Genomic DNA, 20,243 nt, shown 5'->3' with positions numbered 1-20,243 from the left:
TGAATGCAAGGTGCTCGGATTCTTTGCGCGGTAGCGTACAAACGGATTTCACAGCCGCGGGTTCCGCTCTGTTCGCTGACGTACCGACGTTAAATCAACCGAGAGCCCAATGGTCGGAACGTCGTGGCTGTCCGTTCGCTATATCGGTATGGAATCCTCCACCTGGAAAGGTCTCACATGAACAGGATGCTCATTACAGCTTCTGCCGTTGCCCTGATGGCGTTGGCAGCACCCGCCGTCGCACAGAACGCCACGACCGGATCTCAGGCCTCATCGCAGCCGTCGGGCAATTCCGCGAGCAACACGAACCAGAATCTTGCCGCGGCGCAAAAGATCCAACAAGATCTGCAAAAGGCCGGCTTCACGGACGTCAAGGTCGTAGCTGAATCCTTCGTCGTGCAAGCCAAGAGTAAGGACGGAAATCCGGTGGTGATGACGATCGGTCCGCATGGAATGTCCGTGTTCGAAGCCATGAACGTGAATCCTTCCGGCTCGAATTCGGCCTCCTCATCTCAAGGCACTACTGGATCTCAAAGCACCACCGGCTCGAACTCCCAGCGGCAGGGCACTTCCAAATAGAGACGCAAATAGAGGCGAAGGGCCGGAGTCCTCGGACTAACGGCGTCGGATGAGAAGCGACATGAAGCGATTGGCGTGGCGAGCTGCGGAGAAGCGTCCAGGAAAAAAACGCCGGCGTCGGGGCCGGGGTGAACAACTCGCGCCGCTGCCCCAACGATTGAAGCAACTCGCGGATCGGGCCAGGAGGGCGGCTGACGAACTCCCTCCTGGCGAAGAGCGGGAGAGCTGTCGAATCAAAGCACCTCAAGCAGAAAACGTCTTGGAGTTCGTGCGTTTGCTGACGGGGACCCTTTGACCTTATCTGGTTAGATGGTCCGCAACCGTACGAACTTTCGATAAGTGCCCCCTCCTCCGGCGCGAACCCGCAGTCCTCGTGAGTTGTTGTTGCGTCCACAAACAAAAGGGGGCCGGCGATGGCGAAGACAGAACGAAGGGCGAGTTCGGGGGTCAGCCGGCGGGAGCTGCTCGCCGCCGGAATTGTCGCCGGGTCGTCGCTGGCCATTTCTTCCGGCACGGCAGAAGCCGACACAATCTCGCAAGGGGTCCCGTGGGCGCCGGGCGAAGCCAGCAACCCGGTGCCTGTTTCCAAGAGCGGCTATCAGTTTTTCTCCCCGGGTGAAGTTGCCTGGGTGGATGCCGCGGTGTCTCGACTCATTCCGAACGACGAACTTGGACCGGGCGCGCAGGAGGTGGGCGTTACCGTCTTCCTCGATCGGCAGCTCGCCGGGGCCTACGGGCGGGCCGAGCGGTGGTACATGGGGGGGCCTTGGGCGAAGGGCACGGAGAGCCAAGGATACCAATCAAGAATGACGCCGGCTCAGCTGTATCGAGCGGCGATCAAAGCGATCGATGGCTACTGCCGAACCAAGTTCGGCGGCAAGCCCTTCGTAGAGCTTAGCGCAGAGCAGCAGGACAAGGTGCTCGGCGAACTCGAGGAGGGAAAAGCAAAGCTCGAGCAGGTCGACGCGAAGACATTCTTCAAGCAGCTCCTGCTCAACACCCAAGAGGGATACTTCGCCGATCCCTTGTATGGCGGAAACAAGGATATGGCGGCGTGGAAGATGATCGGCTTTCCGGGCGCGCGATACGACTACCGCGACTTCGTCAGTAAGCACGGCCAGCGCTACCCATTACCGCCAGTCTCACTTTACGGCCGTCCCGATTGGACTCCAAAAGGATAGGGGACCCGACATGGCCACCAAGCTCCCTCCGGTGGATGCGCTTCTCGTGGGGTTCGGCTGGACGGGCGCACTGCTCGGCCAGGAACTGACCGATGCCGGGCTGAACGTGTTGGCGCTCGAGCGCGGTGGTTGGCGGGATACCACGACCGACTTTGCCACCACGTTCGTTCAAGACGAGCTCCGCTACTATTATCGCCATGCGCTGTTCCAGGAGCCCGCGCGCGAGACCTTGAGCTTTCGAAACTCGACGAGCGAGACTGCCCTACCGATGCGCCAACTCGGCTCCTTTCTCCCAGGGACGGGCGTGGGCGGGGCGGGAATTCATTGGAATGGACAGAACTGGCGTTTCCTGCCGAGTGATTTCCTCGCCCGGAGCCACAACACGGACCGCTATGGCGCGGCAGCACTACCGCAGGACATGACTGTCCAGGACTGGGGCGTCACCTATGACGACCTGGAACCCTACTACGACAAATGGGAGTACCTCTGCGGCATCTCGGGCAAGGCTGGGAATATCAAAGGTCAGATCCAGCCCGGTGGAAACCCGTTCGAAGGTCCGCGGGTCAGAGATTATCCGAACCCACCCATGGAGATGACGTACGGTCCCACGCTGTTTGCAGAGGGCGCCAAAGACATCGGACTAAAGCCTTTCCCGGCCCCATCGGCCAACATGTCTCGTGCTTATACCAACCCTCTTGGGGTGCAGCTCGGTCCATGCACTTATTGCGGCTTCTGCGAAAAGTTCGGCTGCGGGAATTATTCCAAGGCAAGTCCTCAAACGACCATTCTGCCGGTGTTGCTTCGCAAGAAGAACTTTGCGCTCAGGACCGAGTGCGAAGTTACCAAAATCAACATGGACAGTGACAGGAAACGGGCGGTCAGCGTCACCTACGTTGACACCCAGGGTGACGAGTACGAGCAGCCAGCCGATCTGATTATTCTCAGTGCCTTCGTTCTGCACAACGTGCATCTGCTGCTGCTCTCGGGGATCGGCACCCCTTATAGCGCGAGCACTGGAGCAGGTACGCTCGGCAAGAACTACGCCTACCAGATCGTCTCCAGTGTCGACGTTTTCTATGATGACAAGCTCCTGAACCCGTTCATCGGTGCCGGCGCACTAGGAATGGTCGTTGACGAATTCAACGGAGACAACTTCGACCACACCAATCTCGGATTCATAGGAGGCGGCTATATCGCCTGCTGGAATACCAACGGTCGCCCGATCGAGACCCATCTGGTGCCTGATGGCACGCCGAAATGGGGGCCTAAATGGAAGAGGGCGGTGGTCCACGACTACCTCAAATCGATGTCGGTGGCCACGCATGGCTCGGTCATGAGCCATCGAGGGAATTACCTCGACCTCGATCCCACCTATCGCGATGTTCTCGGCAGACCGCTGATGCGGATGACGTTCGACTACACCGACAACGAACACAAAATGTCGGATTTCCTGACCGGGAAGGCTGAGCAGATTGCCCGGGCCATGAAGCCCCGGGAGATCAGGAGTAATCCCCGAAAGGGCCATTACGACATCACTCCCTATCAAACGACCCACAATACGGGGGGCGCGATCATGGGCTCTAACCCGCGTGAGAGCGTCCTCAACCGCTACCTCCAGCATTGGGACGTTTCGAATCTGTTTGTGATGGGGTCGTCGGCCTTCCCGCAGAACCCGGGCTACAACCCAACTGGTACGGTTGCTGCTCTGGCGCTCTGGTCCGCGCAGGCGATCAAAACGCAATACCTGAGGAATCCCGGCCCGTTGGTTCAGGCATGAGGAGATCGGGAAATGTCATTTACAGCTCTGAGATTGGCACTGCTTGCTTCGTGCTACGCGTTTACTGCAAGTCTCTTCGTTTCGCCCGCTCACTGCGAACAGTTGTCGTTCGGCCAAGTCGAGAGAGGACGCTATTTGGCCGCGGCTGGGGATTGCGAGGCCTGCCATACTGCGCCTGGGAGTAAGCCATTTGCAGGCGGCCGTGCCATTCCGACGCCGTTCGGCACGATCTACTCGGCCAACATCACGCCGGATCGAAAAACCGGGATCGGCAGCTGGTCCGATGATCAGTTCTATCGCGCGCTGCATCAGGGAATTGCCGCTGACGGAAGCTATCTCTACCCTGCCTTCCCATATCCCTGGTACACCAAAGTCACACGCGAGGATTCTGACGCGCTCAAAGCCTTCCTGAGCTCGCTTGAGCCGGTAGCAAAGTCGCCGCCGCCTAACGAGCTTGCATGGCCACTGAATGACCGCGTCGTCATGAAGGGCTGGAACGAACTGTTCTTCAGGGAAGGAACATTCCAGTCAAATGACCAGAAATCCCGCGAGTGGAATCGCGGTGCCTATCTCGTTGAGGGCTTTGGACATTGCGGCGCCTGTCACACCCCGACGAATGTTTTGGGCGCAGCAGAGAAGCAGTCCGCCTTGCGGGGCGGCAAACTGCAGGACTGGTTCGCCCCGAACTTGACGGCCGACCTGCGGTCAGGGTTGGGCAACTGGAGCATCGACGAGATCGTTACGTTCCTCAAGACAGGTCGGAACGACCGAACGGTTGCGTACGGCCCAATGTCCGAGGTGATCACCTTCTCGACCTCGAAGCTGAACGATGATGATCTCAAGGCGATCGCGACTTATCTCAAGGATGTTCCAGCAGCTGCCGAAGACAACAAAGCTGCTGAACCAGATCCGAAGGATATGGCCGCCGGCAAAGCACTCTACGTCGACAATTGTGCGGGATGCCACCAGGCTGATGGTCAGGGCGTGCCGGCGATGTTTCCGCGTCTTCAGGGAAGCAGCAACGTACAGGACCGAGATCCGACCACGATCGTCCGGTTGATCCTGTATGGTGCGCACGCGGCGACCACTGACGCCCGGCCCACGCAGGTGTCGATGCCGGCCTTCGATTGGAAGCTTTCGGACCAGCAGATTGCGGACCTCGCTACTTACGTGAGAAACGCCTGGGGCAATTCGGCGCCTCAAGTATCCGCGTCGAAGGTCGGAGATCTGCGTCGCTCGACTCCCCAGGAGCTCAGCGGCCGATGAATGTTCTGCTTGCAAGGAGAATCGGCATGAAGTCTATGAATTGTTTCGGCATCTGCACTGCCGCGCTTCTGCTGACAACGGCGGCTTACGCCGCGCCAGACAAATCGAAGGAAACGCCAGGAATCGCCGCATATCACGCCACGCAAGGCGCGTTCAAGCGTGACCGAAAGATTACGAGGCACATTCTCCGCACCGAGCGGCAAAAGCATGCGCGCGAAGACCGCCACACAACTTATTCCCGGTAGCAGCTCAGGATCTGCCTCTCGGTTCAGTACGCGACCCTGAGATCAAGCAGTCCGATCTGGCGGACCTCAAGCCGCGCACATCGGCCATCCTCAACGCTTATCGTCAGGCCGGACCAATCAAGAAGAAGCCCAGTCCAAACAGAATGTACACGCCGAGCAAAAGCAGGCCCTCGAACCAGGTCGTCTCGCCGTCGCGGGCGATGGCGTTGACGATGAATGCCGTGCTCGCGATTGCAAAAAGATAGAGAGGATTCCTGAACACCAGGCTCATCGGCTTTTCCATGAACGCCGACAGAAGGACCAAAATCGGCGCGACCACCAGCACAAGCTGGATCGCGGAGCCAATGCAGATATTCAAAGCAGCCGTCATGTTGTCGCGGTGAGCGAACCAACTCGCCGCGAAAATATCGGCACTTGTCCCAACGAGAGCCAGTACGATCACTCCAAGAAAAGTCGGCGAAATCCTCAGCGCTGTCGCCGTCTGGGTCAGCACCTCGGAGACGATCTCCGCTTCGACCGCGATAATGGCAGTACCACCAACGATGATCCCGATCGAGATTGCCAGCCCCCAGGCAGGACTGCCCTGGGTTTCCTCATCGGCGAAGACATCACGATGAGTGATCAGCGTGTAACCGATGTTTCCTGCGTAGAGTAGAAGCAATACGATCGATGCGCCCAGGCTCAGCTCCTCATCGGTGAGGCGGATGTTGTGCAACTGATCCTGCCGACCCGTATAGTCGAACACTGCCGGCAGCAGCAGTGCGATGACTGACAAGATCAGGAGCGTCGATAGCAGTCCGGCCTTGGCTGGATTAAATGTCTGCCGCTGCCGCGAGAGACCGCCTATCAGGATCGCGATTCCCAAGCCCAAAAGGCTGGTGCCGATGATCGAGCCGGTAATCTGGGCCTGAACGACGGCCGTTTCACCGCTCGAAAGTATGAACAAGGCCAACACGAGCTCCGCGACGCTACCGAACGTCACCATGGTGAGGCCGCCGATGGTAGGTCCTGCGTACCTCGCGAGTTGCTCCGTGCCGCGGCGGATCCACTCCGCCAGGACAGCAATCGCCGCGGCGCTGGTGACGAATCGCAGCACTGGCGGCGCGTTCATGTAGGCGAGGCCGAACGAGAGGGGCGTCAAAGCCAGTAGGAGCAGGAGCACCGTTGGTGCTTCACCCCCCCTGTTTCCGGTGTTCATTCCCGCACTAGAAGTCATGCCGCGGCTTCTCACGTGAAATTTCTGCACCAAGTCCCTGGTCTGGACCAACATGCGCATTGCGCGCCTTCAGGGCGCTTGTCTCCAAAGCCGCATAGATCATCACGCTGATCGGTGCCGCGAAAATCACGCCCGCCACTCCGAAAAAGCTGCTGACCGCCAAGATGCTAAACAGGATCAGGGCCGGCGGAATGGCGATGAGCCGCCGTTGGATGATCGGGAGCAGCACGTTTCCCTCAATTTGCTGTATGGCAACGTAGGACAGCGCGGTCCAAAGCAGTGGCGACCAGCCTTGCGCCGTGGCGACGAGCAGCGCAGGGACCGCCGCAATGAAGGGGCCTGCGTACGGGACGAATTCCGCGAGGGCGGCGATGACACCCAAAGCCAGCGGAGACGGCAAGCCGATCAACCAGACTGCCGCCGTCGTGAGCACGCCTACGAGCAGCATCTGGATGGCTTGACCGATGCTCCACATCTGAAGCGACTGAATGATGTGCTTGGCTGCGGCTTCGAGCGGGTTTGCCCATCTCAGCGGAAGCAGCTTGCGGACCTCGGTTCGATATACCGCTGGCTGAGCCGCCATATACGCGCCCATTGCGATCATGAGCACCAACGAGGCGAGCACGCTACTGCTCACGCTGACGATGTTGCCGACCCAACTTGTGAGTGAGAGCTGGCTTGCGTCCATGTGCTCCAGGAGCGCTGCCCCCCACCCGGAATGCTGCAATGCATTCGCGATCGTCTTGGCCGCGACATCGGCGCGCTTCAGCACGTCTTGCATCTCGCTCGACAGCGTCGTGCCGAACAGGTACGCGATTACGCCGAACGATCCGAATACAAGGAGAACCGTCAGGCCGACCGACGCCGGTCTTGGCACTCTGCACCAGCGCAGCGGACGGCACAGGAGGTCCAGGACGACCGAGAGGAGGATCGCGCCGACCGCCACCAGCAGCACCGAGCGAAGGTACCATAGCAGGAACGGAATGGTTGCGATCGCCACCGCGATCGCAACGCGTTTGGTGAACTCGCCCGTGTCCATTCAGCAGGTCCTCGGCATCGCGGCGGTCCAGCCAGCGTGCTTGAGGACGGAAGCGTCGCCGCAGCGGCCCGCCAGATCAGTCATGGGCACGGATGTCGGACCCCATCGTAGCCGAGATAGGTGCCGGATGCAGGGTCATAGGATTTATACCGCTGCGCGCAGTAAGCACTGGCATCGGCTCTTGCTTCGCTGTTCGCAATCGCGCCCCCGATGAGAGCACCGGCGGCGAGACCGCCGATAACGGCGGCACCGGGCCCGTATTGTCGGTGCCAGTACGGCCGATCCCAGCCATGATGATGCCAATGCCGGTACTGCACCTGCTGAATCGATGCAGCCGCTGGCGCGATCGACACCGGCGCAATCGGTGCGGCGAGTAAGGTTGAGGTTGAGGCAAGGGTAATCGCGGCAGCAGTAGTGACGAAGAGAAAGGGAGTTCGCAAGCTCATGCATGCCTCCATGGTGCGTTGAGTACGGGTGCAACGGTCTTTCTTCAGCTTGCGTTCCGATGATGCTTTGCGGGATCAAGCGTCAGAGGGTCGCAGGTGCGCTGTTGCTCGCGGTCGCGCCAACATGCCGCGAGAGGAGCAGTCTCGGTCCGCTTCCGAGCAGACGGGCTCTCGAACCGACATCATGGAGGGATCAGGGTGAAGCCTCGTCAGACGTATAGTCGGGCGCACGACCTCAGGGGGCGCTAAGGACGAGACAATGAACTGTCCGCAGAACTCCGACGGTCGACAGCTTAATGGGGATGCAGATACCTGCCCGTCGAAAAGCTCCGGCCTACGACGTTGAATGCGCCGCCACTAAGAACCTCCCACTGCGTAGTGCCGCCCTCGCGCCGAAAACGGACGTCGAACTGCAACTCTCCCAGCCGGAGATCCGTGACAGTAACGTCCGGCAGCCATTCGGGCAGTACCGGGTCAACGTGGAGCCTTTGCTCGGGGGCATTCGGCTGGATTCCCAGCATTGCTTGGAGGAACAAGAACGTCGATCCGGCCGCCCACGCCTGCGGAACGTTCGCGCCTAAATATTGCACGGGGAAACTGATCTCGTCGCGCTGCAGCCCCGCGTAGAGCTCCGGCATTTGATGCTGGGCGAAGTAGCTGCCCGCGCGGGTCACATCAAAGGCCACGCTCGCGGCTTCCGCCGCGAATCCGTAACGTCGGAATCCGATAGCGATGAGGCTGTTGTCGTGCGGCCAAACAGACCCGTTTTGGTAGGACAGGGGATTAAACGCCGGGTGCTCGGCTGAGAGTGTCCTTATGCCCCATCCGCTCCACATGTCCGGCGCCATGAGCCGCCGGACCACGCTTTGTGCACGATCGACAGGAACAATGCCCGACCAAAGGCAATGCCCCGGGTTCGACGCCACGCTGAGAACCTTACGCTTATCGCCATCCAGCGCGTAGGCGTAAAATCCGGAGGCTTCATCCCAAAAGGCCTCGTTAAAGCGATCGAACAGCGCCCGTGCCTTGACGCGCAAACACTGCGCGTCCTCCTTGCTTCCGAGTTCGTCGAATATCTCGGCCATCTTCTGCCAGGCGTCATAGACGTAGCCTTGCAGCTCACAAAGCGCCTTTGGCCCCTTGACGAGGGAGCCGTCCGCGTCGACAACGGCGTCCCCGGCGTCCTTCCATCCCTGGTTTTCGTAGCCTGCCGGAGAGCGCGTCTGATACTCTTGGAAGCCATCCCCGTCACGATCTCCATAGTCGTCGATCCAATCGAGACAACGTCGAGCGGTCGGAAGATGGCGCTCGAGCAGACCCCTGTCCCCGGTGCAGCGCCAAGCGCTATGCAATACGATCAGGTAAAGCACGGTAGCGTCCGCGCTGCCATAGTACGGGGCATGCGGCACGACGTTAAAGTGTGCCAGTTCGCCGAAGCGCAATTCGTGTAGAATCTTGCCCGGCTCTGCGTCACGAAAATCATCGCGTGTTGTGGCCTGGCGCGCACCCAAAATTTCAAGCGCTCCTCGCGCAAAATCCGGGTAGACGAGAGCATTCTGCAGTGACGCAATAAGGCTGTCTCGGCCGAACAAGGCGACGAACCAAGGCACCCCGGCAGCCGGAATAAAGTCGAGGTGGTTCGTTCTTTCAATTGGCAGCCGAAGCGACGCCACGTCTTTGATCGCCTGGTCGAATAGCCGGCGGAATTCCTCGTTGCTGGTTTGGACCTTTAAAACGGTTTTTTCCCAGTTCTCAAGCCGCTGGCCGACCTTCGATTGCCGGATATCCGCGATGCATTGATCGGGTGCCTTCGCGCGGGCCTTACCGTCCCCCAACTCGTAAAGGAGACAAGCATGCCATTCTTGGCGAGGCTCCATTCGCAACTCGAAGCTAATCCACCCGTTCGCATAGACAGGTTCAGAATTACTTCGCCCAATCACCACCCGAAGTTCGCGACAGAAATCTTTCTCGCGATAGATGCTCCTCAGTGCTGATGGGCTCTTCGACCATTCAGTCGTTATGCGGCCCCGTCGAACGATATTTCCGGATTTGACTTCGAACAGGTCGGCGAAGTCGCTCTCAATCTTGATTTCCAGGTTGAAACGGACCGGCTCCGATCCGTGGTTCACGACGTCAATGTCCTCGTGCACCCCGCCATCGATCGACCGGCTGACCCCCAGTTGGAGCGTGTTTGGTGTGATCGTCCCTTGCTCTGTGGCAATGGCTGAATTGGTCAAAAATATGCGCGACGCGTAATAGAAAAGATTGCCGCTGTTAAGTAGCCGCCACGGCGTCCCGTTTGCGCAGATTGTCCAACTGCTGATCAGCCGCGTATCGAAGAAATAAAGCCCCTTGTTGGATGGGAATGGGATTTGTCCGTCGGGATCAGTAAGCAGAACACTGTGTCCCTGATTAATAGCAATTTGAGGTGGCCCTACCTTGATCTCATGCATCAGATGTTTCGCTCCGCTACTGCATGCGGCGTTTCGTCGACGATCTCATCGGGCCCAGGGGGCTTGGTCTCGGAAAGGAATACCCAGATGAGCGCTGTCGCCGCAGTCGCAATCACGGCGATCACAAGGAACCCGGTCCAGGAGCCAAATCCCTGGAAGAAATAACCAGTTGACACAGTACTGGCCGATGCGGCCAATCCGCTCATTGCTCCGATGATACCCTGAGCGAGGTTGAACCGTCCGCTTGCCACCGTGAGATCGGCTATGACGACGATCATGAGAACGCCGATGACGGCGCCAGTGACGCCACTCAGCACTTGGGCAATAATGAGGAACGGCAACGCCGTCGTAGACGCAAGCAGGCCAGCACGAACGGGTTCAAGTGCAAAACCGATGAGCAGAAGCTGCCGGCGCCCTCTCTTTTCGGAGTGATACCCTATCCAGGGAGAGATGGTCGCCACCACAATCTGCGGAACGATAACGAGAAGGGAAATCGATACGGATCCTTGTCCGGCTCTCGCGATATTTTCGCCGATGAGCGGCAGTGTTGAGGCGTCCGCCAGCTGGAATAGCGTTATTGCGGCCGCGAAGAGGACGAGCGGCCGATTTTTGGCAAGGTCCAGTACGCGACCGACGTTCTTAGCTTGCTGATTTATCGCTGCATTGCGGGCCCGCGCGTAGTCGATTTCATTTGGCCGTATGAAACTGAGCGAGATCAGCGCGGGAACGCATAGCGTTGCCGCGGCCAGGAACATCGCGCCTGGCCAATAATAGGCGCCCGCCAGTCCCATCAAAACGGCAGTGACGGCGTGCCCTCCCGCAGCGAATCGATAATTTCGGCCGGTGCGCAGCGACATCGCTCGGCGGCCCACCAAACCGAGACTGATTGCTCCAATGGCGGGCGTGATCATTCCGGCAGTAACCCCGTGCAACACCTCGGCGCAGAGGATCGGCGCGAACGAGTGCGACAGGGCAAGGATCAGCGCTGCCGCGCCGATCGCAATTATCCCAATCGCGACCAGTCCACGTTTCCATGTCAGAACGTCGCACAGGGCGCCCCCCGGGATCTGGCTCAATACCCCTGCAAGTCCGCCGACGGTGAGCGCCAACCCGGTGCTTCCTTCGGACCAGCCGTTCCGCGCGAGATAGAAGGCGACGTAGGTACCGAAGCCGGTCTGTACGTCGGCAATAAAGAAGTTCATCCAGTCGAGACCCCACCGACTTTGACGGGAGGATGCCTCATGAAGCGAGTTGCTGGCCGCGCGATAGCCGGCGACTGCCTCTCGAAGGTTGGTTCGGGCGCTCATTGGGAAGCGGCTCAGGCAATGTGCTACTGCACATTCAAGCCGATCTGACCGATGAGGTTCCTTGAGGCTCGGGTCGGGATCTTTTTGCCGAAACCGCACTACCCGCATCGCGGGGCTAAACGATCCCTCCAGGTCGTTGGAAGCGCAACGCGAGCTGCCGCTTTTTAATGACGCCGGTACGGCGGTCACAGAAGCGGGATCGCCGTCCCTTCGAACAGGAAAGATCAGGGCGATGGTTGAAGGAGGTAATGACGCTTCAATCTGTAGCTCGTCTTCCGTTCGGCTTCTTGTAGTACTTCAATGTTGGCATTCTTGTCGCGGTAGCTGCTGTAACCCGCAATCAGAAGTGTTGATGCGGCAATCGAGTCTCGGCGTAGTTCGCGGTGACGCACGAGTTTGCGTATGAAGTGGCGCTGTTGGTCGCCGGGTCGCGCCAGGAATGCCAGACGCGATCTCGGTCCGCTACCGTACAAAAACAGGTTAGCCTCAGGCCGGATTGCGTGGCCGCCGAAGCTAAATAACCTGTAACGCTGCAACGTTCGCGAACATTCCACGTTGGATTCGTCTGAGCCGTTCGCGGCGCCATCACCGAGATCAATCCAATGAACATCAGCGAATTCGTTTGGCATCGGCTTTCCGAATGGGGCTTGAAGCGCGTCTATGGCTATCCCGGGGACGGCGTCGGCGGGCTGGACGTGGCGCTCGATCGGGCCAAGGACTCGATGGAGTACGTTCAGGTCCGACACGAGGAGATGGCCGCGTTTATGGCCTCGGCGCACGCGAAGTTCACGGGTCAAGTGGGGCTCTGCTACGCCACGTCGGGACCGGGGGCGATCCACCTGTTGAATGGTCTGTATGATGCGAAAATGGATCATGTCCCGGTGGTCGCTTTGGTGGGACAGCAGGCGCGAAGCGCGATCGGCGCGAGCTATCAGCAGGAGGTCGATCTCCAAACACTATTCCAGGACGTCACGGAGTACGTCGCGCAAGCGAGTGTCCCCGAGCAGGTGCGCCACCTGATCGATCGGGCGGTTCGGATCGCGCACTTTAGACGCGCCGTTGCGTGCGTAATCTTGCCGAAGGACGTGCAGGAGCTCGAATACGTCGATCCGCCGCTCGCGCATGGCGCGACCCACACCGGGGTCGGCTATGCCGGCCCGGCCACGCTGCCGAACCAGGCCTTGCTGCGTTCCGCCGCGGACGTGCTCAACAGCGGGGACAAGGTCGCCATCCTGGTCGGCGCAGGCGCACTCGAAGCTACGGATGAAGTCATCGCCGTCGCGGAGCGCCTTCAGGCGGGTGTTGCGAAGGCGCTGCTCGGAAAGGCTGCGTTGCCGGACGATTTGCCATTCGTGACCGGTTCTATCGGGTTGCTCGGAACCAAGCCGAGCTGGGATCTGATGAAGAACTGCGACACGTTCCTCATGGTGGGTTCCGCATTCCCATACAGCGAGTTCTTGCCAGAGCCGGGAGACGCGCGTGGGGTGCAAATCGACATCGACGGGTCGCGGCTCAGCCTGCGGTATCCAATGGAGGTCAATATTGTTGGCGACAGCGCGGCAACATTGAACGCGCTGCTCCCACTTCTTCAGCAAAAGCAGGACTCGGCCTGGCGCCGGGACATCGAAAGCGGCGTGCGCGAATGGTGGGGCACGCTGGAACGACGTGCTATGGACACTGCCGATCCGCTCAACCCACAGCGCGTGTTCTGGGAGTTGTCACCGCGACTTCCGGATAATGCGATCATCACGGCCGACTCCGGATCCGTCGCGAACTGGTATGCCCGGGATCTGAAGATCCGCCGCGGCATGAAAGCCTCACTCTCGGGCGGGTTGGCTTCACTGGGTGCGGGCACTCCTTACGCGCTCGCGGCCAAGATGGCCTATCCGGAGCGGACCGTCATCGCGTGCATGGGAGATGGTGCCATGCAGATGAACGGGCTCAACGTGCTGATCACCATCTCCAAATACTGGAAGCAATGGTCGAATCCTCGCGTCATCGTTCTCGTCCTGAACAATCGCGATCTCAACCAAGTCACGTGGGAAGAGCGCATCCAGCTCGGCTCCGGCAAGACGGAATCCACGCAGAGTATCCCGGATTTTCCATATCATCGCTACGCCGAGCTGCTGGGTTTGAAGGGAATTTTCGTCGACAATCCGGACATGGTCGGAGCCGCCTGGGATCAGGCCCTCGCGGCCGACCGGCCCGTGGTGCTGGAGGCCTACACCGACCCGAACGTGCCGCCCTTGCCACCGCACATCACGCTCAAGGACGCGAAGAACTTCATCAGCATGATTCCGTCCGAACCTGAGCTCGGGAGCGTGCTCAAGAACAGCGCAAAGGAGCTGCTGACCAGTCTCGTGCCCGGGAAGGACTAGATGAAGCCTGACCCTTCCATCGACCGCCTGCGCGCGCGAGCGTTTGCCATTCCGACCGATCGGCCGGAAGCGGATGGGACGTTCAGCTGGGATTCGACGACTCTTGTCGTCGTCGAGGCGTGGGCCGGCAACAAGAAAGGCCTCGGCTACACCTATTCGAGCGCATCCATTGCCCGCCTGATCGAAGCCGAATTGTATCCATCCATCAAAAGTCAGGATGCCATGTCTCCGCAGAGCTCGTGGGCATCCATGCAGCGCGCCGTGCGCAACCTGGGTCGAGAAGGACTCGCAGCGACCGCTATTTCGGCGGTTGACGCCGCGCTTTATGACCTCAAGGCCCGGCTCCTGGACATGCCGTTGGTCGGCGTGCTGGGCAGCTACCGGCTTGGCGTCCCGATCTACGGGAGCGGAGGCTTCACCTCTTACTCCGATGATGAACTTCAAGAGCAGCTTGGAGCGTGGGTTGCCGAACAGGGGTGCGCCTACGTCAAAATGAAGGTCGGCTCGCAGCCAAAACGCGACCCGGAGCGTGTGAGGCTCGCCAAGCAGGCCATCGGTGAACGCGCGAGCCTCTTTGTCGATGCAAATGGCGCGTATACACCCAAGCAAGCGCTCGAGCTTGCGAACGCCTTTGTCCAGGAAAGCGTGAGCTGGTTCGAGGAGCCCGTCTCCTCAGATGATCTCGCCGGTTTGCAAGCGGTTCGCGCGCGCGTCCCGCCCGGAATGGATGTCGCGGCAGGTGAATACGCCTACACGGCGGATTACGTGCGGAGAATGCTCGCCGCGGGCGCGGTCGACGTGCAGCAAGCGGATATGACGCGCTGTGGCGGGATCACCGGTTTCCTCCAGATCGCTGCCCTGTGTGACGCATTTCACGTCGATTTGTCCGCCCATTGTGCGCCTTCGCTGCATCTGCACGCCGGCTGTGCAGCGCCGCGCCTGCGTCACCTGGAATGGTTTCATGATCATGTCCGGATCGAGCACATGCTGTTCGAAGGCGCTCCTGTCCCGAAGAACGGCGTCATCTATCCCGATCTGTCGCAACCGGGAAACGGGCTGGCCTTCAAAGAGCCGGATGCCGCGCCCTATGCCATTTGAGTACGCCGCATGACACGAACAACGCAGTCTCCTTTCCAGTATGCCGCCGATGCTTCCCGTTCGCTGGCCGATCGGTCGGCCAGCCCGACAGGTTCACTCGTTCTCTGGCGACCAAAGAAGTCGACGCAGAAGAAGTCCGTAGTCGCGGCGCGTCGATTGAACCGCGCGGCCGGCGGCTTGGCAGCCTCGGTGCTTGCGGATAGCGCGGTCGAGCACTACCGCGGCTCCTTCAAGAACAAGGCCATGTTCGCGCCGCTCGTTGTATCGGCGGTGACGCTTGCGATGAGTGCCCACGGGACTGCGGACGCGCGTCCGGTCGCTCACGGAGCGCGGGATACAACTTATCTGTTGGCCGCCGCGACCGGTCTGATTGGGACCGGCTTTCATTTGTACAACGTGACGAAGAAGGTCGGTGGCTTCAGCTGGCAGAACCTGTTTTATGGCGCGCCTGTCGGCGCTCCTATGGCGATCCTGCTCTCTGGCCTTTTGGGATATTGCTCGGAGCGCGTGCGCGAGAGCAAGTCACAAACAGGGCCCGAAGTCCTCTCGCTTCCAGCCGGTCGGACCATCGCGGCGGTGACCGCGGCTGGGTTGCTGGGGACCACGGGGGAAGTGGGATTGCTGCATTTCCGCGGGGCATTCCACAATCCGGTCATGGCCATTCCAGTCACCCTGCCGCCGATCGGAGCCGGGTTGCTTCTGGCGGCGTCAGCCGGGGCACGGCGCCCGCATCGGCTCGCGCGCTGGTGGATGCGACTGCTTGTAGGGATGGGCTTGGCAGGGGTCGGTTTTCACGCCTACGGCGTATCCCGCAATATGGGTGGCTGGCGCAATTGGAGCCAAAATCTTCTCAGCGGGCCGCCGCTGCCGGCGCCGCCGAGCTTTGCCGGGCTCGCTCTTGCAGGTCTTGCAGCGCTCGAGCTGATGAGGGAGTACCCTGATGCATGACAGGACGCGCCCTGTTAGCTCAAGCGAGCCTTATCCCGACTATGACGTTCTGAAGAAGTGGAGCGGACCGTCGTGGAATGACAAGACCCGGGCGGTCGTGGCGCGCCGTTTGGCGATCGCACCGGAGCCGCGGTTCTTCACAGTCCCCGAGTTCGAGACCGTTTCGGCAATCGCCGCCCGTATCCTCCCGCAGCCGGCCAATCGGTCGAAAGTTCCGGTTGCGGCGCTCCTCGACAGCAAACTGCATCAAGGTACTCGCGACGGCTATCGCGTTGCCGGAATGCCGCGAGACGGAGAGGCATGGCGGCAGGGGCTAAAGGCCATCGACGCGGAAGCGCAACTGGCCTACCAGCGACGCTTCGCCGAGATCACCGAAGCGGAGCAGGATGAACTGCTCCGTCAGGCTGAAGCTGGTGCGCTCACCGCTTCGGAGTGGGGCACAATGCGCTCTGCGGACTTTTTCAAACGCAGATTATTGCGCGACATCGTGCTTGCGTATTACGCCCACCCCACTGCGTGGAGCGAGATCGGCTGGGGTGGACCGGCAAGTCCCCGCGGCTATGTGCGTCTTGATTTCAACGAGCGCGATCCCTGGGAGGCAGCTGAAGCAAAGCCGGGCGCTGAGGACAAGGCAGCGAGGATCAATCGCCATGTCCGATGACCCCCTGCAAAGTCCGCGCGCCCGGGACGGCCACGCGCCGGATGTTTTCCGACCCGGCGGTTGGGTGCCGATGAAGCAGTACCGCGAGGACGAGGTTGTAGACTTCGCCATCGTGGGAACCGGGGCGGGCGGCGGCACGCTCGCGTGCAAGCTTGCCGAATATGGCTTCTCAGTCGTTGCGTTCGATGCCGGGCCATATTTTCGGCCGCTCGAAGACTTTGCTTCCGATGAATCCGAGCAAACCAAACTCTACTGGACGGACGATCGCATCGTGGACGGGGAAAATCCGCTGCAGCTGGGCAGCAATAACTGTGGCAAGGCGGTCGGAGGCTCGACCGTGCATTTTGCCATGGTGTCGCTTCGCTTCCGCCCCGAGTGGTTCAAGGCGCGCACGCTGCTTGGCTATGGGGCCGACTGGCCGTTGGATTGGCGCGAGATGTGGGACTATTACACCGAGGTCGAGCAGGCACTGAAAATATCCGGTCCGATCAACTATCCCTGGGGCCCGCCGCGACCGCGGTACCCCTATCGAGCCCATCCGCTCAACGCGGCTGCGCGTGCACTCGCCAAGGGTTGCGACGCGATGGGGATCAAGTGGACCGAAACACCGCTTGCCACTCTTTCCGCTCCCCGAGGTCTGGCGCACCCTTGCGTCTATCGCGGCTTCTGCGTCACAGGATGTTCGACGAACGCGAAGCAGAGCGCGCTCGTGACGTGGATTCCACGGGCGCTCGCTGCAGGCGCCGAAATCAGGGACCTTGCCATGGTCGGCCGTGTCGAGGTGAGCCGGACCGGTCTCGCCTCGGGCCTGCACTACCATCGCGACGGCGCCTGGCATTTTCAGCGTGCGCACAACGTCGTTGTCGCCGGGTATGCGATCGAAACGCCAAGGCTCTTGTTCAATTCCGCGACGGACAGATTCCCGGAGGGGCTTGCCAACAGCTCGGGTCTGCTCGGCAAGAACCTGATGGCGCAGTCCAATCAGGCCGTGTGGGGCGTAATGGATGACGAAATCCGATCGTACAAGGGGCCGCCTTCGCTCGCGATCACCGAGCACTGGAATTATGAGGATGCGGGCAAGGATTTCTTTGGCGGTTACGCCTACATGAGCCAAGGGCCACTGCCGCAACTCTGGGCGAATACGCAGGCGAGCGCGCACGGCCTGTGGGGGGCCAGGCTCGTGGAGGAAATGAAGAACTACAATCACGTCGTTGGTCTGAAGATCGTCGGTGAAATGCTGCCCCAGGAAAGAAACTGCGTCAGCTTGACCGAGGAGGTCGATCAATACGGGTTGCGAATTCCGCGCGTGACCTATTCATGGTGCGAAAACGACAAGCGCTTGATCGATCATTCGCTCAAGTTCATGAGCCAGGCCCTTCGAGCTGTCGATGCCAAGGACATCTGGTTCCAGACGGATGATACCTGCCATCTCAATGGCACTGCTCGCATGGGCCCCGATCCCGCAAGCAGTGTCGTGAACGCGGATTGCCGCAGCTGGGATATCCCAAATTTGTGGATCTGCGACGGCTCTGTTTTTCCGACCGTCGGGGGAGCCAATCCGTCCCTAACCATCCAAGCGATCGCGTGCCGTACCGCCGATCGTATTCGCGCCCTCGCCCGTCAAGGAGAGATCACGATGTGGTCAAGCGAGAATGTCTAACGAGAAATAGGTGAATTCGATGCAGCACAAGATTCTCAACAAGAGCGCAGGCCAGCGAACCTTTGCAGTGGTGCTTGAGACGGGTGAAGAAGCAATGGATTGCTTGGCTTCACTGGCCAAGGAGCAACGGATCTCAGCGGCACAAATGACGGGGATCGGCGCCTTCAGCGAGGTTGTTCTGAAATACTTCGATTGGGAAAAGAGGGAGTATTTGAATAATGCCGTCCACGAACAGGTCGAGGTGGCGTCTCTGATGGGTGACGTCGCTCTGGGACCCTCAGGCGAGCCGTCGATCCACGTTCATTTGGTGGTCGGCAAGCGCGACGGGGTGGCGCTGGCCGGGCACTTGGGATCCGGTGTGGTGCGTCCAACGCTAGAGGTCATCATTACGGAAAGCCCGGCCCATTTGCGCAAGAGAAGGGATCCTCAAAGCGGGTTGGCGCTGATCAGGTTGGAGGATTGACATGCGAGAGCTCGGCTGCACCGTTTGGGCGATTCCGGAAGGGTATATTCCCAGTGGTAGCGTCAGCGACGCCCATGATCTCGTCTCGCACGAAGCAGCTTGCTTCCTGAACACGGGAGACCGGGACGTCGAGATCAAGATCACGTTGTTCTTCGAAAACCGCGACCCTGTCGGTCCCTTTCTCGTCACCGTACCTGCCAGGCGAACGCTGCACATGCGCTTCAATGACCTTGCCGACCCCGCGCCGGTGCCACGTGACACCAGCTACGCCTCGCTCATCGAGGCGAATGCACCGATCGTGGTTCAGCATACAAGGCTCGATTCGCGACAGCCGGCAATGGCGTTGCTGACCACCATTGCCTTTCCGGCGAACTAGCAAGGCGTGCATCCGCTCAGTCGCTATCAACATCAGGAGCCAGCCGTGAATCATCTGCCGGTCAAGCCAAGTCAGGTGGTCGTCATCACCGGTGCGTCTGCAGGCGTCGGTCGTGCGGCGGCCCATCGGTTCGCGCAGGCGGGTTTCTCGATCGGGCTCATTGCGCGGGACGGCACAGCTCTCCAGGAAGTTCGTGACGAGGTGGAAAAGCTGGGAGGTCGAGCCATCGTTCTTCCTCTCGACGTCGCGGATGCCGACGCCGTATTTGCGGCCGCTGACCGCATCGCAGCAACCTTCGGACACATCGATGTGTGGGTGAACGACGCTATGGTGACGGTGTTTTCGCCGGTGTGGAGAATGACACCAGATGAATTCCGTCGCGTCACCGAGGTTACCTATCTCGGATTCGTACACGGCACCATGGCCGCACTCCGCCATATGCGGGCGGCAAATCGAGGATCGATCATCCAGATCGGCTCGGCACTGGCGTATCGCGGCATTCCTCTGCAGTCGGCCTATTGCGGAGCCAAGCACGCCATCAGGGGCTTCACCGATTCGCTGCGTGCCGAACTCATCAGCGAGCGAAGCGGGATCAACTTGACCATGCTGCAGTTGCCGGCCGTAAACACCCCTCAATTTGACTGGGCAAGGGCCCATATGCGCCGTGGGCCGCGACCGGTTGCGCCGGTCGTCGAGCCAGAAGTGATAGCGGACGTTGTCTTCCACGCGGCGAACAAGCCGGCGCGGGAATATTGGATCGGATTGAGCACGCTCAAGGTCATCCTTGCCAATATGGTCTTACCGAGCTTCATGGACTGGTATCTCGCGAAGGTCTGCATTGGAGGCCAGCAGACAAACAACCCGATCGGACCCGATCGCATAGACAATCTTTACAAGCCAGCACATTCTCTGCACCGAACGCGAGGCAGCTTCAGCGCGGAATCAAGAAATGCAGCAGTCGTAGCTCGCGGCACTGTCGCCCGGTTGGTTCCTTATGCTGCCACCCTGATCGCGGCAGGCGCGCTCGGAGTGCTGTTCGTATTCAAGCGGCCACGGCGCCAGTGAGAGCAGCTGCATCGCGGCCGACCGGGCCGATGGTCTGGCCACTTGCCCCTCGACCGTAGTCTGTCGGTATCTCCGCGAAAGCGCC

19 protein-coding genes are annotated in these 20,243 nt (G+C 60.2%); 13 read left to right on the top strand and 6 right to left on the bottom strand.

Annotation, left to right across the window (positions count from 1 at the left end; genetic code table 11):
• The first annotated feature begins 177 nt into the window (after nt 1-177).
• The 5 genes from AC0L2O_RS07355 (at nt 178) to AC0L2O_RS07335 (ending at nt 5,048) form a co-directional block, all read left to right on the top strand.
• On the top strand, nt 178-579 hold the full coding sequence (locus tag AC0L2O_RS07355; protein WP_085409199.1) for a hypothetical protein: 402 nt from the start codon (nt 178-180) through the stop codon (nt 577-579).
• A gap of 413 nt (nt 580-992) precedes the next feature.
• On the top strand, nt 993-1,760 hold the full coding sequence (locus AC0L2O_RS07350) for a gluconate 2-dehydrogenase subunit 3 family protein (RefSeq protein ID WP_473369233.1): 768 nt from the start codon (nt 993-995) through the stop codon (nt 1,758-1,760).
• A gap of 10 nt (nt 1,761-1,770) precedes the next feature.
• Complete coding sequence (locus AC0L2O_RS07345; RefSeq protein ID WP_473369232.1) at nt 1,771-3,537, top strand: GMC family oxidoreductase; 1,767 nt, start codon at nt 1,771-1,773, stop codon at nt 3,535-3,537.
• Nucleotides 3,538-3,549: 12 nt separating this feature from the next.
• Nucleotides 3,550-4,803, top strand: coding sequence for a c-type cytochrome (locus tag AC0L2O_RS07340; RefSeq protein WP_473369231.1), 1,254 nt, complete (start codon nt 3,550-3,552; stop codon nt 4,801-4,803).
• The gene (locus tag AC0L2O_RS07335) at nt 4,800-5,048 is read left to right on the top strand and encodes a hypothetical protein (RefSeq protein ID WP_473369230.1); all 249 of its coding nucleotides are present in this window, start codon (nt 4,800-4,802) and stop codon (nt 5,046-5,048) included. Before AC0L2O_RS07340 ends, AC0L2O_RS07335 begins: the two co-directional genes overlap by 4 nt.
• Nucleotides 5,049-5,151: 103 nt before the next feature.
• Here AC0L2O_RS07335 and cax read toward each other — a convergent pair whose 3' ends face one another.
• The 6 genes from cax to AC0L2O_RS07305 form a co-directional block, all read right to left on the bottom strand.
• On the bottom strand, nt 5,152-6,246 hold the full coding sequence (gene cax, locus AC0L2O_RS07330; protein ID WP_473369229.1) for a calcium/proton exchanger: 1,095 nt from the start codon (nt 6,244-6,246) through the stop codon (nt 5,152-5,154).
• Between the two features lie 7 nt (nt 6,247-6,253).
• Nucleotides 6,254-7,303, bottom strand: a complete 1,050-nt coding sequence (locus AC0L2O_RS07325; RefSeq protein WP_473369228.1) for an AI-2E family transporter — start codon at nt 7,301-7,303, stop codon at nt 6,254-6,256.
• A gap of 80 nt (nt 7,304-7,383) precedes the next feature.
• Nucleotides 7,384-7,749, bottom strand: a complete 366-nt coding sequence (locus tag AC0L2O_RS07320; RefSeq protein ID WP_473282716.1) for a BA14K family protein — start codon at nt 7,747-7,749, stop codon at nt 7,384-7,386.
• Nucleotides 7,750-8,042: 293 nt separating this feature from the next.
• Entirely contained in the window at nt 8,043-10,202 is a 2,160-nt protein-coding gene (locus AC0L2O_RS07315; RefSeq protein WP_473369227.1) for an amylo-alpha-1,6-glucosidase, read from the bottom strand.
• Entirely contained in the window at nt 10,202-11,509 is a 1,308-nt protein-coding gene (locus AC0L2O_RS07310) for an MFS transporter (protein ID WP_473369226.1), read from the bottom strand. Before AC0L2O_RS07310 ends, AC0L2O_RS07315 begins: the two co-directional genes overlap by 1 nt.
• A 224-nt stretch (nt 11,510-11,733) precedes the next feature.
• Nucleotides 11,734-12,138, bottom strand: a complete 405-nt coding sequence (locus tag AC0L2O_RS07305) for an SIR2 family protein (protein WP_473369225.1) — start codon at nt 12,136-12,138, stop codon at nt 11,734-11,736.
• On the opposite strand from AC0L2O_RS07305, the gene AC0L2O_RS07300 reads away from it, so the two are divergent.
• The 8 genes from AC0L2O_RS07300 to AC0L2O_RS07265 all read left to right on the top strand — a co-directional run bounded on the left by AC0L2O_RS07300 (nt 12,112) and on the right by AC0L2O_RS07265 (nt 20,158).
• The gene (locus AC0L2O_RS07300) at nt 12,112-13,887 is read left to right on the top strand and encodes a thiamine pyrophosphate-requiring protein (RefSeq protein ID WP_473369224.1); all 1,776 of its coding nucleotides are present in this window, start codon (nt 12,112-12,114) and stop codon (nt 13,885-13,887) included. The genes AC0L2O_RS07305 and AC0L2O_RS07300 overlap by 27 nt on opposite strands.
• The gene (locus AC0L2O_RS07295) at nt 13,888-14,985 is read left to right on the top strand and encodes an enolase C-terminal domain-like protein (protein ID WP_473369223.1); all 1,098 of its coding nucleotides are present in this window, start codon (nt 13,888-13,890) and stop codon (nt 14,983-14,985) included.
• A 243-nt stretch (nt 14,986-15,228) separates the two neighbouring features.
• Nucleotides 15,229-15,933 carry a hypothetical protein gene (locus tag AC0L2O_RS07290; RefSeq protein WP_473369222.1) on the top strand — a complete coding sequence of 235 codons (705 nt, stop codon included), beginning with the start codon at nt 15,229-15,231 and terminating at the stop codon, nt 15,931-15,933.
• Nucleotides 15,926-16,594: a gluconate 2-dehydrogenase subunit 3 family protein gene (locus AC0L2O_RS07285; RefSeq protein WP_473282702.1), complete on the top strand. Its 669-nt coding sequence runs from the start codon at nt 15,926-15,928 to the stop codon at nt 16,592-16,594. The genes AC0L2O_RS07290 and AC0L2O_RS07285 overlap by 8 nt, the downstream gene beginning before the upstream one ends.
• Entirely contained in the window at nt 16,584-18,254 is a 1,671-nt protein-coding gene (locus AC0L2O_RS07280; RefSeq protein WP_473369221.1) for a GMC family oxidoreductase, read from the top strand. The genes AC0L2O_RS07285 and AC0L2O_RS07280 overlap by 11 nt, the downstream gene beginning before the upstream one ends.
• A 19-nt stretch (nt 18,255-18,273) precedes the next feature.
• Complete coding sequence (locus AC0L2O_RS07275) at nt 18,274-18,717, top strand: PPC domain-containing DNA-binding protein (protein WP_473369220.1); 444 nt, start codon at nt 18,274-18,276, stop codon at nt 18,715-18,717.
• A gap of 1 nt (nt 18,718) precedes the next feature.
• Nucleotides 18,719-19,093, top strand: coding sequence for a sensory rhodopsin transducer (locus AC0L2O_RS07270; protein WP_369725696.1), 375 nt, complete (start codon nt 18,719-18,721; stop codon nt 19,091-19,093).
• A 54-nt stretch (nt 19,094-19,147) separates the two neighbouring features.
• Complete coding sequence (locus AC0L2O_RS07265; RefSeq protein ID WP_085350483.1) at nt 19,148-20,158, top strand: SDR family oxidoreductase; 1,011 nt, start codon at nt 19,148-19,150, stop codon at nt 20,156-20,158.
• Nucleotides 20,159-20,243: the final 85 nt, after the last annotated feature.

The organism is Bradyrhizobium sp. Kon10, assembly GCF_055807395.1.
This window is presented reverse-complemented; position numbering and strand designations above follow the sequence as displayed.

Bases quoted from the DNA above. Each gene is read 5' to 3' on its own strand.
- AC0L2O_RS07355 (WP_085409199.1), top strand. From the start codon at position 178: ATGAACAGGATGCTCATTACAGCTTCTGCCGTTGCCCTGATGGCGTTG.
- AC0L2O_RS07350 (WP_473369233.1), top strand. From the start codon at position 993: ATGGCGAAGACAGAACGAAGGGCGAGTTCGGGGGTCAGCCGGCGGGAG.
- AC0L2O_RS07345 (WP_473369232.1), top strand. From the start codon at position 1,771: ATGGCCACCAAGCTCCCTCCGGTGGATGCGCTTCTCGTGGGGTTCGGC.
- AC0L2O_RS07340 (WP_473369231.1), top strand. From the start codon at position 3,550: ATGTCATTTACAGCTCTGAGATTGGCACTGCTTGCTTCGTGCTACGCG.
- AC0L2O_RS07335 (WP_473369230.1), top strand. From the start codon at position 4,800: ATGAATGTTCTGCTTGCAAGGAGAATCGGCATGAAGTCTATGAATTGT.
- cax (WP_473369229.1), bottom strand. From the start codon at position 6,246: ATGAACACCGGAAACAGGGGGGGTGAAGCACCAACGGTGCTCCTGCTC.
- AC0L2O_RS07325 (WP_473369228.1), bottom strand. From the start codon at position 7,303: ATGGACACGGGCGAGTTCACCAAACGCGTTGCGATCGCGGTGGCGATC.
- AC0L2O_RS07320 (WP_473282716.1), bottom strand. From the start codon at position 7,749: ATGAGCTTGCGAACTCCCTTTCTCTTCGTCACTACTGCTGCCGCGATT.
- AC0L2O_RS07315 (WP_473369227.1), bottom strand. From the start codon at position 10,202: ATGCATGAGATCAAGGTAGGGCCACCTCAAATTGCTATTAATCAGGGA.
- AC0L2O_RS07310 (WP_473369226.1), bottom strand. From the start codon at position 11,509: ATGAGCGCCCGAACCAACCTTCGAGAGGCAGTCGCCGGCTATCGCGCG.
- AC0L2O_RS07300 (WP_473369224.1), top strand. From the start codon at position 12,112: ATGAACATCAGCGAATTCGTTTGGCATCGGCTTTCCGAATGGGGCTTG.
- AC0L2O_RS07305 (WP_473369225.1), bottom strand. From the start codon at position 12,138: ATGCCAAACGAATTCGCTGATGTTCATTGGATTGATCTCGGTGATGGC.
- AC0L2O_RS07295 (WP_473369223.1), top strand. From the start codon at position 13,888: ATGAAGCCTGACCCTTCCATCGACCGCCTGCGCGCGCGAGCGTTTGCC.
- AC0L2O_RS07290 (WP_473369222.1), top strand. From the start codon at position 15,229: ATGTTCGCGCCGCTCGTTGTATCGGCGGTGACGCTTGCGATGAGTGCC.
- AC0L2O_RS07285 (WP_473282702.1), top strand. From the start codon at position 15,926: ATGCATGACAGGACGCGCCCTGTTAGCTCAAGCGAGCCTTATCCCGAC.
- AC0L2O_RS07280 (WP_473369221.1), top strand. From the start codon at position 16,584: ATGTCCGATGACCCCCTGCAAAGTCCGCGCGCCCGGGACGGCCACGCG.
- AC0L2O_RS07275 (WP_473369220.1), top strand. From the start codon at position 18,274: ATGCAGCACAAGATTCTCAACAAGAGCGCAGGCCAGCGAACCTTTGCA.
- AC0L2O_RS07270 (WP_369725696.1), top strand. From the start codon at position 18,719: ATGCGAGAGCTCGGCTGCACCGTTTGGGCGATTCCGGAAGGGTATATT.